Source organism: Arsukibacterium sp. UBA3155 (genome assembly GCA_002364615.1).
Classification (GTDB): Bacteria; Pseudomonadota; Gammaproteobacteria; order Enterobacterales; family Alteromonadaceae; genus Alishewanella.
Window position 1 is genome coordinate 331,562 of sequence record DEYP01000025.1, and the last position, 17,133, is coordinate 348,694.

Below are 17,133 nucleotides of genomic sequence, written 5' to 3' on the forward strand. Positions count from 1 at the left end.
TCTGCTAATCAGGCCGCGGCGTTATGCTGGCGGCTATTGTCGCTACTGACAAACCGGTTCAGCAGCGCAGGCAAAATGGTGAGGTCGGTGATCAGTGCCATTAACATGGCAGCCGCGGTCAACACCCCAAAATAGACACTGGGTAGAAAATCCGAAAAACCAAACACGGCAAAGCCGGCAGCGATGATCACCGACGTAAATACAATGGCCATACCGGTATGACCGAATGTCGCCTCAAGGGCACCGCCAGCCGGCTGCTGCAGGTAATTGTGAATAAAATGAATGGTATCATCCACGGCAATCCCCATCGCAATGGCGGCAATAGTAATGGTCATTAAATCAAGGGGAATATTCAGCCAGCCAATTAAACCAAGAATGCCCAGCGTGGTCAGGACATTGGGAATAAGTGCAATTAAAGCAATTTTAACCGAGCGAAAAATGACCAACAGCATTAATCCCAGTGCCAGATACACCAGCCCTAACGTGGTTACCTGTGAGTCAAACAGCCGCGATAAAATATCCTGGTACAGCACAAACAAGTTGGTCAGCTTATAGTCTTGCTCTGCCAGACCCACTGTTTGTAGATCCTGATGCAGTTGTTGCATGAACTGTTCACGGTTTAAATTAACCGTTGTATCCTGGATCCGGGTGGCAATCCGCACCTGGCTGGGCGAGTCAGCCAGATAGGCACCAACCAGCTGATCGGTAACTTTGCTGCTTAGCATCTCGTATATAGTATCCAGCTCATATTCAGTCAGCGGCTTATCGTCGTTTAACTGCCTGGCCAGCGTGGTGAAATTAATCAGTGACGTGACACTACCGCTGGCTTCAAAAGCATCGACAGCGGCGTGGGCCAGATGTAACTGATTAAGCTGGTCCGCTGCAATTACAAGATCTGGTTTGGCTTGCGTCGGGTCAAGGGTTATCACAATATCCAGCGGAGTAGAACCACCGAATTGCTGATCAATAAAAGCCAGTTCCTGGTGTACCTGAGTGTCTTTGGCAAAGTAGTTGATAAAACTGTTTTCTACATTCAGCCGGCTAATCCCGGTTGCCAGACCACAGAATATCGCCACTATCAGCAGGATAACCGGGTAGGGGCGGCGTTTTACCATGCCGGCAGCCTGTTGCAGCGCGCTGGCTAACCAGTCAAAATCTTTAGTTTCAGGACGGGCTTTCAGGAAGCTCAGCAAAGCCGGAAACAACAGTAAACTAACACTCATGGTGATCAGCATGGCTATCAGCATCATAAAACCGAAATCGACCACCGGCTGAATACCACTGAAAATCAGCGAGCCAAAGCCAACCGACGTGGTCAGGGTGGCGTAAAAACAAGGCGAAATTTTTTGCGCCAACATGCCGGCAACCCGTTGTTGCTGGGTAAACTCTGGCTGATCCCGGGCAATCTCCCGGTATGCACCGAGTAAATGGATCATCACCGCCAAGGTCAGAATTAACTGCAAGGCAATAAAGTTTGCGGAAATAACCGTGGTGCGGATATCCAGTAAGCCAAATAAGCCACAGGTCAACAGCACACTAACGCTGCAACTGAGCAATGGAAAAAACACTCCACGCCAGCTGCGGTAGATGATCAATAGTAACACGGCAATAATTAGCCCTATCGCTATACCAAAGCTGGTTAAATCACTTTTAATCATATCAACCAGATGCTGACCTACCACATAAGCCCCACCGACATAGGTTGCAGCGCGCTCGCTAACCTGCCGGTTAAACTGTTCAATCTGCTCTATTTCCTGCTGCCGTTGTTTCATCAAGCGCTGGCGGATCGGGTCTGCAGCTTGTTTTAATTGTTCAAGCTCATGCTGCTCTGCAGCTGTTAGCTCCCGGCTCAATGTGTGCTGCTGAATACTCAGGATCTGTCGCTCAAGCTCCGTTAGCTCTGGATCGGCTTTAAAAACAACCTGAATACCGGCAGCCGTTTGTGCTTTATTTAGCAGTAAGTCGGTAAAAATCGGATGACCGGTTAGCAGCTGACGCATCTGCGCTGGCGAATATTGCTGTTGTTGCCAGGTCAGGCTTGCAACATCAGCACCAGAGGTAAAGGCACTGGCGTCGCTTAGCAGTGGCACCGTCAGCATTGAAGTAACCGAGCTTACCCGTTCAAGCGTGGCGTAATCAGCACTTAGTGCTGTAATGTCAGCAAAGGTTTGTTCAGCGAACAGCTCGCCGTCTTCAGGCTGATAAGCAACCAGAATAAACTCATCCGGTGAAAAACGCTGATTTGCCAGCTGGCTTTCAATATAAAGCGCATTGTTCTTCACCAGCAGAGTTTCGGCCGAGGCGTCTATCCGAAACTGGCTTAAAAAAGCCGTTGCCATTGCAACCAGGCCAATAAACAGAATGATAATAGCCCAGCGTAACTGGACAATTGTGTGGGCCAGCCAGCTGATATAGCCGCTTTGCTTATTCTGGTTTGACATAAGCTTCGTCCCTTTTCAGCCCTTGTAAATGTTGGTTGCGAAAATACAGGTAGGGATCGTCGGCCTGTTTATATAAAGTCTGGTATAAGTCAGCGCGATCAGAAAAACTGTTTATCACATTAATGCCCTGCAGATAATATAAATCCGGGGTGTCGACCAACTGATTCAGCGGATGAATAAACGCCTCGCCCAGCACCGAAGTAGCACCACGTACATCGCTCTGGCCCAGAATAGGTAACACCAGATAGGGCCCGTTGCCTACCTGATAATGGCTTAAGGTATCGGCAATACTTTGTTTTGCTTTAGGTATCTCAAACCAGGCAGTGGCCGGATCGAACAAGCCAAGAATGCCGATAGTGGAGTTAATGACAAAGCGGCCTAAATTGCTGCCGGCCTCTTTAAAGTCACCGCTTAAGGTATTATTAAGCAGGTTCAGCGGCTCGCGGATATTTGAAAAAGCATTACTGACTTTATCGCGCACCATCGCCGGGACTACCGTCTCATAACCTTTGGCCAGAGGGATCAGGGCATAGGTATAAGACACATGATTAAAACTAAACACCGCGCGGTTCCAGCCTTCCAGCGGATCGTAATACAACTGAGCAGGTTCAGCGTCACCAGTGGCTGTGACGTCTGCTGCCCGCTCCATATCAACCACCGTCGGTTCAAGCTCCAGCGTACCCTGCGAGGTTTCTATGCTGGTTGGCTGGCCGGCACTTAATTGCTCAGCGGCTGTCGGTACACTATCGTCAGCGGAAGCACTGTCTGTTTTCGTTTCAGTGGCAGTGGCATTGCTATGGTCTGCTGCACTGGCAGCCAGTTCAGGTTTTGCAGCACAACCCGTTAGGGCGAATACCAGCAGCCAGATAAGGGTATAACGATGGTTCATCCTGTTACTCCGTATAAACTTAACTGCAGACGCCCGCTTGCGCCCCAAATCAAAACAGCAGCATAACATGATAAACAAAAAAGGCGCCAAGGCGCCTTTTAAAATAAATTTAACATTAACATTACCTAAAATAATGTTTGATCAGCTCCGGGAGCATACAATAAAACAGTTTTGGCTATGGATTTGGTGCTATAGCAAAGCCGCCAAAACTATTCCCACTCGATGGTGGCTGGTGGCTTGCCGGAGATATCGTAAACTACGCGGGAAATACCATTAATTTCATTAATGATCCGGTTCGACACCTTGCCCAGCATGTCATACGGCAAATGCGCCCAGTGTGCAGTCATAAAATCGATAGTTTCCACCGCACGCAAGGAGACAACCCAATCGTATTTACGGGCATCACCCATGACACCGACTGATTTTACCGGTAAGAATACCGCAAAGGCCTGGCTGACTTTATTATATAAATCGGCTTTATGCAGCTCTTCAATAAAGATGGCATCGGCACGGCGCAGTAAATCGCAGTATTCTTTCTTAATTTCGCCCAGCACCCGCACACCTAAGCCTGGCCCCGGGAACGGGTGGCGATACAACATGTCGTATGGCAGGCCCAGTTCCAGACCCACTTTGCGTACTTCGTCTTTAAACAGTTCACGCAGCGGCTCTACTAAACCCAGCTTCATGTGCGCCGGTAAACCACCGACGTTATGGTGCGATTTAATGACATGGGCTTTACCGGTGGCAGAGCCAGCCGATTCAATCACATCAGGGTAAATGGTGCCCTGCGCCAGCCACTTGGCATTTTCCAGCTTCTGCGACTCTTCATCGAACACTTCAACAAACACACGGCCGATAATTTTACGCTTAGCTTCTGGTTCATTTTCACCGGCTAAGGCATCAAGGAAACGCTGCTCGGCATCAATTTTAATTATGTTCAGGCCAAAATGGTCACCAAACATATCCATTACCTGTTTGCCTTCGTTTAACCGCAGCAAGCCGTTATCCACAAAAACACAGGTTAAATTGCTACCTATCGCCCGGTGCAAAAGCATGGCGGTTACTGAACTGTCTACCCCGCCTGATAAACCCAGAATGACCCGATCAGTACCAATTTGCTGCTTTAAACGGGCAACTGCATCTTCAATAATGGTCGCTGGGGTCCACAGTTTGTCGCAACCACAAATATTGACCACGAACTGCTCAAGCATCCGCAGGCCCTGGCGGGTGTGGGTAACTTCGGGGTGGAATTGCACACCATAAAACTGGCGTGCCTCATCGACCATACCGGCATGCGGGCAAGTGGTGGTCTGAGCGCAGGTAACAAAACCCTCAGGTACACTGATCACTTTGTCACCATGGCTCATCCAGACATCCAGCAAGGCATTGCCATTGCCGCCAATATGATCTTCAATTTTGGCAAAAAAGTCATTAGCAGCAATCACTTCAACCTGAGCATAACCAAACTCACGTAAATCAGAACCCTGCACCTTACCGCCCAGCTGCTCGGCCATGGTTTGCATACCGTAGCAAATGCCCAGCACCGGTACGCCGGCATTAAACACATACTCTGGCGCCCTTGGTGAGCCGGCTTCGGTAACACTTTCCGGGCCGCCTGATAAAATAATACCGGTAGGGTTAAATTCGCGAATTTGCTCGTCGCTGACATCCCAGGCCCACAACTCACAATACACGCCAATTTCGCGCACACGACGAGCAATAAGCTGGGTATACTGCGAACCAAAATCCAAGATTAAAATACGATGGTGGTGAATGTTCTTGCTCATAACAACCTTTGAAAAATAAGACGGCGGGCCAGGCCCGCCGTGAAAACCGACTGTTGTTAGCCTAAACGGTAGTTAGGCGCTTCCTTGGTAATTTGCACGTCATGTACGTGCGATTCACCCATACCGGCGGCGGTAACCTTAACAAATTCAGGCTTGGTGCGCAGCGTCAGCATATCCGGGCTACCGGTCAAACCCATCGCCGAGCGCAGGCCACCCATTTGCTGGTGAATAATATTTTCAATCGGGCCTTTATATGCCACCCGGCCTTCAATACCTTCTGGTACCAGCTTTTCGGCATTATTACTGCCCTGGAAATAGCGATCTGACGAGCCATTACGCTGCGCCATTGCTCCTAAGGAGCCCATACCACGGTACGACTTATAATAACGGCCCTGATACAGTTCAACCTCGCCCGGCGCTTCTTCAGTACCGGCAAACATTGAACCAACCATCACGCAGTGAGCGCCTGCCACTAAGGCTTTGGCGACATCACCGGAGAAGCGGATACCGCCATCGGCAATAATACAAACGTCAGTACCCTTGATGCCTTCAACCGCGTCAGAAATAGCGGTAATTTGCGGCACTCCACAACCGGTTACAATGCGGGTAGTACAAATAGAGCCTGGACCAATACCCACTTTAACGGCATTGGCACCGGCGTCGGCCAGTGCTTTGGCACCTTCAGCAGTTGCCACATTACCGGCGACAATTTGTAAATCGGGGTACTGGGCACGGGTTTGTTTCACCCGCTCAATCACCCCTTGCGAGTGACCATGTGAAGTGTCGATTAATAGAATATCGACGCCGGCTTCTACCAGCGCAGCAATTCGCTCGTCTGTGCCCGGGCCGACGCCTACTGCCGCGCCAACGCGCAGCCGGCCTAATTCATCCTTACAGGCATTGGGTTTACTGGCCGCTTTATAGTAGTCGCGAACGGTAATCAGACCTTTTAATTTAAAGTTGTCATCTACCACCAGCACTTTTTCAATCCGATGCTCGTGCATCAGTTTAAAGGCTTGTTCACGCGGGGCGTTTTCGTTAACCGTAACCAGCCGCTCACGCGGTGTCATCACAGAGGTGACACTGGCTTGTAAATCGGCTTCAAAGCTCATATCCCGGCCGGTAACAATACCCACCAGGTTTTGTTCTTTATCCAGTACCGGAAAGCCTGAGAAACCATGCTGCTGGGCTAATGCCTGTACTTCACGTACCGTCATATCAGCCAGGGCTGTTACCGGATCAGAGACCACACCGCTTTCATATTTTTTCACCTTGCGGACATTAGCGGCCTGCTCTTCAATGGTCATATTCTTGTGAATAAAACCCAGACCACCTTCCTGCGCCAGCGCAATGGCTAAACGGGCTTCGGTTACCGTGTCCATAGAGGCCGATACCATAGGAATATTCAGCGTGATGCTTTTGGTCAGTTGAGTGCGTAAATCCGCAGTGTGGGGTAGTACGGTAGAGTGCGCCGGAACCAATAACACGTCGTCAAAGGTAAGGGCTTCTTTCTTGATCCTGAGCATTGCAACAATCTCGCTGTGAAGGATGAAAAGATAGGGAATGTTGCGGCGCAATTTTAAAGGATTTGTGGCGATAGAACAATCGGTTTTTTCTTTTTGTGTTAAGGCGCCGCCTTGACGTAAACTAGCATTAAAGCAGTTTATCCTGGGTGACTCATGCAAAACCCCGATATATATACCGTTTCCCGCTTAAACAGCGAAGTCAGGCTGATTCTGGAGCTGCAGTTTCAGCGATTGTGGCTGGTGGGCGAAGTGTCTAATTTTGTGCAGGCAGCATCGGGCCACTGGTATTTTTCATTAAAAGATCAGGCAGCGCAGGTTAAAGTGGCCATGTTTAAGCAAGCTAACCGCAATGCTACGGTAAAACCGCAAAACGGCCAGCAGGTATTAATTCGGGCCCGCATTAGCGTGTACGAGCCCCGCGGTGAGTATCAGTTACTGGCAGAAATGATCGAGCCGGCCGGCGATGGCTTGCTTAAGCAACAATACGAGCAACTTAAAAACCGGCTGCAGGCTGAAGGCTTGTTTGATGAAGCGCGCAAACAGCCGCTACCGGCCCATATTAACCGGGTTGGCGTGATTACCTCGCCCACCGGTGCCGCTATACGCGATATTCTCAGTGTACTGCAGCGCCGCGCGCCGGGTATTGAAGTGATTATTTACCCTTGCTTAGTGCAGGGCGAACAGGCTTCCAGGCAATTACTGCAAATGCTGAGTACGGCCATCCGGCGTAACGAAGTGGATGTACTTATTATTGGCCGTGGCGGCGGTTCGCTGGAAGATTTATGGTGTTTTAACGACGAACAGCTGGCCCGCGCCGTCGCTGACTGCCCTATTCCGATAGTCAGTGCCGTGGGTCATGAAATCGATTTCGCGCTGACTGACTTTGTTGCCGATGTCCGCGCACCGACGCCGTCTGCTGCAGCCGAGCTGGTATCGCCCGATCAAAGCCATTTACTGGAGCGACTACGCCGCTTACAAAGCGCGCTGGTGCAGGCACAGCGCAACCAGTTAAGCCGGCTAAAACCGGATTTAAAACAGCTGGAGCAACGCTTACTGGCACTGCACCCGAAAAGGCGCTTACAACAACAGCAACAACGCTTAGACGAGCTGCAACTGCGCTTAAACCGCATCATTACCCAACAGCTTGCTAACGCTAAACGCCAGCAACAGTATTTGCAGCAAAGCTTGCAGCACCTATCGCCAGCTAAAGCCATTAAGCAACAAAACGAACAACTGCAGCAGCTACAACAACGGCTGCAACGCGGAATCAGCCAGCAACTAAAACAGCAACAACAAACCCTCGGCCGTTTAAGCAACCAGTTAAACACAGTAAGCCCGCTGGCCACCCTGGCGCGCGGCTACAGCATCAGCTTTAACGCCGAACAGCAGGTGCTTACCAGCAGCAAGCAGTTAAAAGCGGGTGATACTGTTACTACCCAGCTGGCAGATGGAAGTTTTAGTGCAGTGGTGAGTGGGGTTTCTGAGGGAAAGTAAATGCTTTGAAGAGTGACACTTCAAATTAATTTCTATCTGACCCAAAATGTTCCAACCTATCTTGCTTGAGATAGCAGTCAGCAGGGTTCAATCTGACTTTGGCACCAGCACTTTTAAACCATGATCTGAGTTTAAAAATAGCTCAATACCTTGTTCAAGTTTCTCCAGCACCTCGTAATGTTGCTCCATTACCGTTGGCGGCACACAAGCACTGGTCATATGTAAACCGTCAGCTTGTGGTACGGAAAACATCGAAACTGCTGATTGATCTTTCGTTATCGTAAAAATATGGTTGCTAATGCTATCGCCAAGCCTGGTTTTGCGTTGAATAAAGAATGTTTTATAACTGTAGTTTGCATCTTCTGGATGGGCGACCACCACTACATCAGTATCGCTTAGCTGATCCATTTCGATATAGGTCTGCAGCTCATCAGTTTCCGCGTCAGAAAAAAGCACTGAACTAAACGGTGTATTGCTGCCATCGGTGGAAGAGGTTTTCCGGTAGTCGTTATCTGCAATCTGGGAGTAACTTGTCGGAATAAACCAGTTGCAGCCCAGGTAATTGTGGCTGGCGGCCTCACTAATGCAGGCCATTAATAAGAGCAGTGTATATAAACACCTAATCAAGGCACCAAAACCTGCATACCATGTTCACTTTTCAAAAATTCCGAGAAACCATGTTCTATTTGCTGAAGCACATTGTAATGTTGCTCAACCTGCGAAAACTCGGCGCATCCACTAGTCATGGCAAGTGCATCCGCTTTGCTAAGACCTAACAACGCAAGCATTTTGTCGTCTTTAATAATTCTTAGCTGTGCCACTATAAATGGTGTACCAAAACTTTCCTTCCGGATATACGATGATAAATATTTAAATCTATCTCCTGGCTGTGCAGTATGTGCCACAAGCAGCACCTCGCTATCAGCATCGCTATTTAGCTGAAGGTAATGATTAACATCAGTTCCTGAGTCATGAGTGAACATAATCGAAGCCGGTGTCCAGTTTTCTAAATCGTCTTCGTCAACGCTATTGCTGTACTCGAACTCAGCTTTTTGATTAAAGCCAGCTGGAATACTCCACTCACAATCCATGTAATTCTGGCTTTTAGCCTGACAGGCTGCAGCGCAAACCAATAAACTTAATAAACCAATACTTTTAATCAGATTCATGGGTTTATCACTCGATGATTATTTTTGTCCGAATAATGTAAAGCTTCAATCCTAACTTCTAAGCCAAGAGTCCACCATACGGTGATATCAATTGGCATACCGCTGGCAACCGTTGTAGGCCCCAGAATTTTCGCCACCAGCCCCAAGGCGCCTTTTGGAGTGCCAGCTATAATCATTGGCGTGTCTGACTTAAGAAAATCTGCTTGCAGCAAATGAATGGCAATTTTTCGTAAATGAAAAATCTCATTATTTATAGCCTCACGGAGCTGCCCATCAGTATATCTGGCGACATTGATCCCCTGACCAAGCATCATAACTCGGAATTCCTGCATTGATATATTGCTGAGTCTTTTAATTTCATCAACCGTTGCATTCCGCATCCGCGCTGCTAAAACCCGATCAATAGTCACACTCTTGTCTTTTACAGAAGCGCCAGCTATCGCCTGCTTTTTTCGTAATTCTTTACTGGTACTGGGGAACAGCGTTGCACCGCCAATAAGTAGTTGAATAGTTGCCATAGTCAGTCCCTTGTCACAAAATAAAACCAAAGTTTACACCCAGTATATTATTTTGCAACAATTGACGGAGCTGTGCTGCGTTTGTTGGCAGAGTTACAGATGCGTTTTAAACCAGCAAACAGCTAAAAGCCGCAGATAAGGTCGCCATTAAACTGGCAGAGGGTGGCTTTGATGCTGAGGTAACAAAGTTGTCGGGGGTTTAGCTGGTTATAAATTTGTTTTTTGAGGTTTCCTTTAGGATAAATCGCACGATTTAATCACTTTGTCCGCTTTGTGTTATTGGCTATACTTGTGCTGTATTTTCAAATATCCGGCAAAATATTGTTACTATGCAAGCATTACCCTGCTTCACACACTGCTCTGGCTAAACTTAATGAGAAGTTTTGCGAGGAGGCCTTCCTGCCGGGTGCGGCCCGTGCTGCGGACCTTCAGCCTTAACCGTTTCGCCATGGAATCAGCCAATAAACTTGTTTTCGCTGGGGCTTGCAGCATGATAGTGATAGCCCCTGATCTTATCTTCATGCCCTCTGCAGTCATCAAGTAACTCCGATTCTTTTCCATCAGCACTTTTTAATGCATAGATACCATATCCATCAGAGGCGTAACCTACTAATGCAGAGTGCCCGTCGTCGCCGACAATTTTGTCAGTACAGCCAGTGGTGGCGTGATAGTGATAGCCTTGATGAACGTTAGTGTGGCCACCACAATCATCGAATGCAGCTATTGTATACGCACCTAAAATTGCATCAACAGGGGCTGCCATTGAAAGTTCGGTACCATCTAACGCGATACCGACAGAATGCAGACGGCCGGGACGGGAGGCGGGAATGGGTGTTGTTGGAATAAGAAAACTTCGGGAGAAATCGTCATCAAGGTAAGACAGCTCACACTCAATGCAATTTTGCATATACTCTGCTTCAACATCTGGCTTTGCTGCTCCTAAGCAAGCCTCTTTAGTCGCGGTATAGCGCACTTCTTTGGTAGCTGCTTCATACACCAGCCACTTATCGTCACTATAGTAGTGTCCTAATTTAAGAATGAATTCTCCGGTTAGGTCTACCAGCTCGCCAGTACCATCTTTACTAAACCATGCTCCGCTTGTCTCTGCGCCATCATCGAGTGTTCTTGGGCAAAAAGGGCCAGGTGTTCGTCCTGCAGGAGCACCATTTGTCACAAGCTGATAGCAGGTTGTTTTAGTGCCTTCGGCAGTAACACAGTCAACTATTTTTGGTTGTCGAGTAAATGCGTCTTTAGCAAACATAGCGAGATCTATGCCTTGCACTTGCGCTTCTGCGGTCTGAACTTTGTCATGCGCATCAACCAACCCGGCTATTATCAACGTGCTGAACAAACAGGTGCCGGTTAACAATCTACGATTCAATATACTCACCAAAACCTCCTTTCACGTTGTTTAAAGGGCTTTAACATCACCACTGGGTATTTTGGTGATGCTCGTTAACCTCTAACGTTGCCACTTACCTTTAAATTCTTCTAACAACAGATAGTTAATCGGTACTAAAATCAGCGTGATAAAGGTCGCGAATAAAATACCAAAGCCCAGCGACACCGCCATCGGAATTAAAAACTGCGCTTGGGTCGACTTTTCAAACAACAATGGCATCAAGCCGATAAATGTGGTTAAGCTGGTCAGCATTACCGGTCTGAACCTTGATGCACCTGCGGTCAAAATAGCGGTTGTTAATGCCATGCCTTGCTGGCGTTTTTTATTAATGTAGTCGACTAACACCAGGGAGTCATTGACCACAATACCTACTAAAGCCAGCAATCCCAGTAAACTAAAAATGGTTAAATCCATTCCCATTATCCAATGGCCGACTATGGCACCTATAGCCCCAAAAGGGATGACGCTCATGACTACTAAAGGCTGCGTATACGACTTAAAGGGAATCGCGAGTAATACATAAATAACAAAAAGAACAATAATTAAGCCTGTGCCTAATGAGCCAAAAGAGTCCCGCTGCTCTTCCGCTTCGCCTTCAAGAGCATAGCTTACCCCCGGGTATTGCAACACCAAGTCTGCCATATACGAATTTAAATCGTCTTGTAACACGGTCATATTGGTGTTGTTTTTATCCACATCGGCCGTCACGCTGATGGTTCGGTATCTATCGATTCGTCGAATACTCGAAGGACTCTGGCTTGGCGTTAGTGTCGCGATACTCGATAGCGGAACGGTTGCGCCATCGCCAACATCAATCAGCATATTGGTCAGGCTTGAAAGCGACTGGCGCTCTGTTAACGGTAGCCTTAACATGACTTTGACATCGTCACGGCCACGTTGAATACGCTGTACTTGAGAGCCAAAAAAGGCGTTTCTGATTTGCCCTGAAACGTTGGCCCGGGTTAAACCCAGCGCCTCACCCTGTTTGTTTAACTCAATTTGCAGCTCTTGTTTACCGTCTGAAAGGCTATCAGCAATGTCATAAACCGTTGGATAGGTGTTCAATCGCGCAATCACTTTATTGGCCACTTCCTCAAGTACAATGACATCGTTAGCACTTAAGCGCACATCGATAGGGTCGGATGAACGCCCTAACTCGGCGCGGTAACTAATCGATTCTGCACCGGGAATATCGCCAATTAACTTGCGCCATTCGTTGAGTAACTGCCCGGATGTGATGCTGGAACTGCGCGATTCTGGTGGGGTAATTTCAAACCTGACACTTCCTTCGTTTGTGGTGCCACCTCTACCGCCTGTGGTCGCCAGGATATCAAGCACGATGCTGTCGTTGGTATCTGCATCGGTGTATTTTTCTTGCAACTGCTTTGCACTGTCTGCCATTTTTACAATGTATTTGTTGGTAATATCAAATGCCGTACCAGAGGGCATTGTCAAACTTACTCGTATGGTTTCACTTGGAATTCGCGGAAAAAAAACAAATCGGGTCCATCCACTCATAATCAGGACTAAAATAATCGCAAAGACACTGACAAACAGCGAAAGCGTGGTCCATTTGTACTTCACGCATTTTACTAACGCCGGCTGATAAGAGGTTAATATTGCCCGCTCAAAACCATCGGCGAACTTTTGCTGATAATGGTCAAATTTACTCTGCTTCGTTTTTTGGGTACGCAGTTTCAGGTGCTTCAAATGAGAGGGTAGAATAAACTTTGACTCAATCAGCGACAGCAATAGCACCGGAATCACGACAAACGGGATCTGCGCAAAAATATCGCCGCGCTGCCCTTCAATAAACGCCAATGGTAAAAATGCGGCAACGGTCGTTAACACGCCGAAGGTGACAGGAGTTGCGACTTCCAGGGTACCTTCAATCGCTGCTTGCTCTCCCGATTTTGCCTTGCCCATATGCGTATAAATGTTTTCACCGGTGACAATGGCATCATCAACCACAATGCCTAACACCAGAATAAAGCCAAATAAACTCATAATATTCAGCGTAATGCCAAAAAATGGCATGATAATAAAGGCGCCCATAAAGGATACCGGGATACCAATAAACACCCAGAAAGCAATGGATGGGCGCAAAAACAAGGTAAGCAGAATAAGCACCAAAATGCCGCCCTGCAGCGCGTTGCTGGTTAGCGTTGAAATCCGGTTTTTTACAATTAACGAATCATCGTCCCAATAGCTCAGGGTAAAGCCCTGCGGCAATGCGCTTTGGTGCTCATCGACGTACTTTTTCACTTTATCGGCCACTTCAATTGCGCTTTGCTGGCCAATTCTGTACACCTCAATAAAGGCACCTTGCTGACCATTAAAGCGGGTACGCACCGGGGTTTCTTCAAAACCATCCTGAATGTCGGCGATGTCGCCTAAGCGAATGATAGAGCCATCGCTGTTGGTTTTAATGGCGATATTGGCAAATTCATCTGCACGATAAGCCTGGCCTTTCGATCGCAGTAACACATCGCCACTGTCGGTTTTTAAATTGCCTGCTGAGATATCAACACTGGAGTTATCGATGATGTTGGAGACCTGGCTAATGCTTAACTCAAGCTCTCTTATTTTATCTAAGCTCAGTTCAATGGCAATTTCGTAATCACGGATGCCGTCTAATTCAACTTGCGTTACGCCCTCAAGCGCCAGTAGTTCATCGCGCACCTTTTCAGCGTATTCACGAACTTCTTTTTCGCCATAGGGCGCGGTAACCGCTACGGTGATGACATCGCGCTTGCGGTCGGCTAATGCCACCACCGGGTTTTCTGCTTCTGCGGGAAAGGTATTTATCGCATCAACCCGACTTTTAATATCGGCAAGCAGATCACGTCGATCATAGGCGCTATCAAGCTCAAAACTGACACTGCCACGACCTTCAGATGACTGGCTAACAATTTTTGCTATGCCCTCAAGGTCTTGTACCGCCTCCTCAATACGGATGGTAATACCTTGTTCGATATCTTCCGGGGTTGCGCCATCCAGCGTCACACTAACGTTGACGATATCAATTTCAAAAGAGGGGAATACCTCTAACGGAATACGATTAGATAAGCTATATAAGCCCGCAGCAATAATGGTGATCATCAGTAAATTTGCGGCAACAGAGTTTTTTGCAAACCAGGCAATCATTTACTTCTCCTGCTTTGTTGAATTTGCCGGGCCAGGTCCTTTGTCAGCTGCAAGGGGCCGCTTTTCAGGTACCCGTGCAGGTTTAGCGCTTTCATTGCCAGCAACCCGCACTGCGGTGCCAGAACTCACTTGCCCTAAAGGCGTTATTACCAATAATTGTCCCGCTTCCAGCCCTGATTTTATCAGCGCATACTGGTCATTTTGCCAGGCTATTTTCACGTCCTTACGCAATAGCACACCATCCTGCTCTATATACACATAACTGCCCTGATAAATTGCCGTGACCGGCACACTTAAGGCATCTTCAATTGTTTTGCCTTCAATTTGTGCACTGACATACTCGCCAATTTTTATGCTAAAACCGCGTTCTAAATTTTGTTCAAACGGATTGTTGATTTGTGCCACCACATACAACTGGCGGGACACCGAATTAATTTCGCTTTCTGTGCGCACCACTTTACCGGTCCAGCTTTGCTTGCCGATTAAATCAGAGGTAAATGTCACATTAATCGCCTTAGCCGTAGACGAGTTGTCAATATTGGTCTCGGGTAACTCAACGAAGGCTAAGTCGCTATTATTAATAGCTAACCTGACTTCCAGATAATCGGTTGCGTATATTTCAGCTAGCACAGTGTTGCTAGATACCACGGTTCCTAAATCAACATCCTGGCTTATCACTCGACCACTATATGGCGCAATTATTTTGGTCCGTGACAGCGCGAGTTGCGCTATTTTAAGCTGGGCCTGCGCCGAAATTAAATTGGCGTTGGCACTTTCTTGCTGAGGTATGCGTAGCACTAAATCGCTTGCTTGTTGCTCATTTCCTAAGCGCTTCCAGTCCAGAGCAGCCTGTTCAACACGCGCCAGCTCTTCAGTTAAATTTTGTTGTGCGGTAATTAAATTGGCTTTGGCAATATTCACTTCAGCGAGGTAATCGCTGTCGTCAATGGCGACCAGTAAATCACCTTTAGTGAAAAAACCACCATCGCGAAAAGCCTCATCTACAAACAGTACCTGGCCGGAAACCTGCGACATTAATGCACTTGCTGTGCGAGGTTTAACCACACCGTAGCTATCGAGTTTTATGCGAAATGGCTGACGTTTAAGCGGTAATATTTCAACCGTTAAGGCGGCAGCGCCATTTGGCATAGCGCGCTCAGTACTCGGTGGGTTTGTATAAATGAGCGCTACAGCGATAACAGTAATGCCGCATACCAGCAGAGGTAAAATGACTTTTTTAGATAGTTTCATCGGTTACAGTTCTTCAGTGTTTGTACTTATATTCGCGCCTGCACCTAATGCAACGTGAAGGTCAATACGATTGATAATAAGATCGGTGGTGATATCAATAAGGTTGTTTTGCGCGGTTAGCAAACGCGCTTGAGCGTCGAGTACCGTGGTATAAGAAACCAGCCCGGCTTGATATTGCTCAAACGACAACTGATTAGCTATCTCAGCATTTTCTTTGGCGGTATTGGTGGCATCAAAACGGGCCAGCAGGGTGTGTTCGAGTGATATAGCATTTTCGACATCCCGTAGCGTGTTAAACACCGAGTCCAGATAGTCCGCTTCGAGTGCTTGCAGACGAAGGAATTCAATTTTCTCAAGCGCTTTTAATCTGCCTGCATTGAAAACAGGTGCCGTGATGTTTGTTAACAGTGACCAGGCGCTTGCGTTAGAAAATAGCGTTGAAAGACTGCCCGAAGAATTTCCTATACCCGCGCTTATACTCAGCGCGGGGAATCGCGCTTTATGGGCCATAGCCAGCGCCGCGTCTTGAGCAAGTAGCGCCAACCAATCGGCTTGCAACGCGGGTTTGCGTGTGACAACTTGTGACGGAATACCCAAACCCAATTGCGCCTGGGGCAATTGTATTTCCGCTTTCAAGGCAATGTTACCGCTGGGATAGCGGCCTAAAAGGCGCTCTAATACCCGCTTGTTTTCAAGCAACGTTTGCTGATTGCTGGCCAACGTTGAAATATCACTATTTAACTCGTTGCGTGCCAGATATACGTCGAGTGACTCATTTAAACCTGCGCGATAACCGCGCTCGATAATATCGAGATTTTCACCAGAGTTTTTAACTTGCTGCTCAGCTAATGCCACCCGTTGTTCGGCTCTTGACGCGTTCGCATAGGCAATCAGGACATTTCCGGCCAACTGCAGTTTTGCTTCCTCTAAACTTGCCTGGGCACTTAAATAGGTAAGCTTTGCCTGACGTTCGGCGTCTGATAGTGCGCCCCAAACATCGATTTCATAGCTTAAATTAGCACCCAGAGAAAAGAGCGTATTGATACCGCTACTCTCCCCGCCGCTGTTACTGCGACCCGCACTAAACGTTGTGTTTAACGATGGCCAAAAATCACTTTTTGCGATAATCAACTGTTGCTCAGCCAGATAGGTGGTATAGCTTTCACTACGGATATTTTGATTTTTTTGCATTGCCTCACTAACAATTTGTTCGATATAGGTCGACCCGGGATTATGAGTAAAGGTGTTAAGCCATGCCTCATCTACTGAAAAGTGTTTAGAAGGGGTCGTGAAATTAACAGGTAAGTCAGGTATCTCTTTCTGAGGGCTCAGCGTTGTCGACACACAACTTTGCATAAGCACTGCGATAATACTGATTAACAGTATTTTTAAATAAAAAAAGCGGGTTACAGCAGGAGAATTCATGTCGATTTCAGTATTGATACGTGAAGCTGTTGACGTTGATATTTACAGTTTACCTGCCACGTTTCTATTGACTATTGCTTTTAC

12 protein-coding genes are annotated in these 17,133 nt (G+C 47.6%); 1 reads left to right on the forward strand and 11 read right to left on the reverse strand.

From position 1 onward, the window contains the following. Positions 1-8: 8 nt before the first annotated feature. From B2X65_RS13430 to guaB, 4 genes are all read right to left on the reverse strand, one after another. Positions 9-2,441: an efflux RND transporter permease subunit gene (locus B2X65_RS13430; RefSeq protein WP_290613330.1), complete on the reverse strand. Its 2,433-nt coding sequence runs from the start codon at positions 2,439-2,441 to the stop codon at positions 9-11. Further along, positions 2,425-3,330: an MlaA family lipoprotein gene (locus B2X65_RS13435; protein WP_290613333.1), complete on the reverse strand. Its 906-nt coding sequence runs from the start codon at positions 3,328-3,330 to the stop codon at positions 2,425-2,427. Before B2X65_RS13435 ends, B2X65_RS13430 begins: the two co-directional genes overlap by 17 nt. A gap of 209 nt (positions 3,331-3,539) precedes the next feature. Further along, entirely contained in the window at positions 3,540-5,117 is a 1,578-nt protein-coding gene (guaA, locus tag B2X65_RS13440) for a glutamine-hydrolyzing GMP synthase (RefSeq protein WP_290613335.1), read from the reverse strand. Positions 5,118-5,173: 56 nt separating this feature from the next. Then, positions 5,174-6,643, reverse strand: a complete 1,470-nt coding sequence (gene guaB / locus B2X65_RS13445) for an IMP dehydrogenase (RefSeq protein ID WP_290613337.1) — start codon at positions 6,641-6,643, stop codon at positions 5,174-5,176. A 153-nt stretch (positions 6,644-6,796) separates the two neighbouring features. On the opposite strand from guaB, the gene xseA reads away from it, so the two are divergent. Continuing rightward, entirely contained in the window at positions 6,797-8,137 is a 1,341-nt protein-coding gene (gene xseA, locus B2X65_RS13450) for an exodeoxyribonuclease VII large subunit (RefSeq protein WP_290613339.1), read from the forward strand. An 87-nt stretch (positions 8,138-8,224) separates the two neighbouring features. Here xseA and B2X65_RS13455 read toward each other — a convergent pair whose 3' ends face one another. The 7 genes from B2X65_RS13455 to B2X65_RS13485 form a co-directional block, all read right to left on the reverse strand. After that, on the reverse strand, positions 8,225-8,731 hold the full coding sequence (locus B2X65_RS13455; protein ID WP_290613341.1) for a hypothetical protein: 507 nt from the start codon (positions 8,729-8,731) through the stop codon (positions 8,225-8,227). 29 nt (positions 8,732-8,760) lie between these two features. Beyond that, a complete protein-coding gene (locus B2X65_RS13460; protein WP_290613343.1) occupies positions 8,761-9,306 on the reverse strand; it encodes a hypothetical protein in 546 nt (181 codons plus the stop codon). Beyond that, positions 9,303-9,824, reverse strand: a complete 522-nt coding sequence (locus B2X65_RS13465) for a hypothetical protein (protein WP_290613345.1) — start codon at positions 9,822-9,824, stop codon at positions 9,303-9,305. The genes B2X65_RS13460 and B2X65_RS13465 overlap by 4 nt, the downstream gene beginning before the upstream one ends. Before the next feature lie 454 nt (positions 9,825-10,278). Then, positions 10,279-11,214, reverse strand: coding sequence for a YHYH protein (locus B2X65_RS13470; protein WP_290613347.1), 936 nt, complete (start codon positions 11,212-11,214; stop codon positions 10,279-10,281). A 72-nt stretch (positions 11,215-11,286) separates the two neighbouring features. Further along, positions 11,287-14,373 (reverse strand): efflux RND transporter permease subunit, encoded by a 3,087-nt coding sequence (locus tag B2X65_RS13475; RefSeq protein ID WP_290613349.1) that lies wholly within the window; start codon positions 14,371-14,373, stop codon positions 11,287-11,289. Continuing rightward, positions 14,374-15,624, reverse strand: coding sequence for an efflux RND transporter periplasmic adaptor subunit (locus tag B2X65_RS13480; RefSeq protein ID WP_290613351.1), 1,251 nt, complete (start codon positions 15,622-15,624; stop codon positions 14,374-14,376). Positions 15,625-15,627: 3 nt separating this feature from the next. Then, complete coding sequence (locus B2X65_RS13485; RefSeq protein ID WP_290613353.1) at positions 15,628-17,049, reverse strand: efflux transporter outer membrane subunit; 1,422 nt, start codon at positions 17,047-17,049, stop codon at positions 15,628-15,630. Positions 17,050-17,133 lie beyond the last annotated feature (84 nt).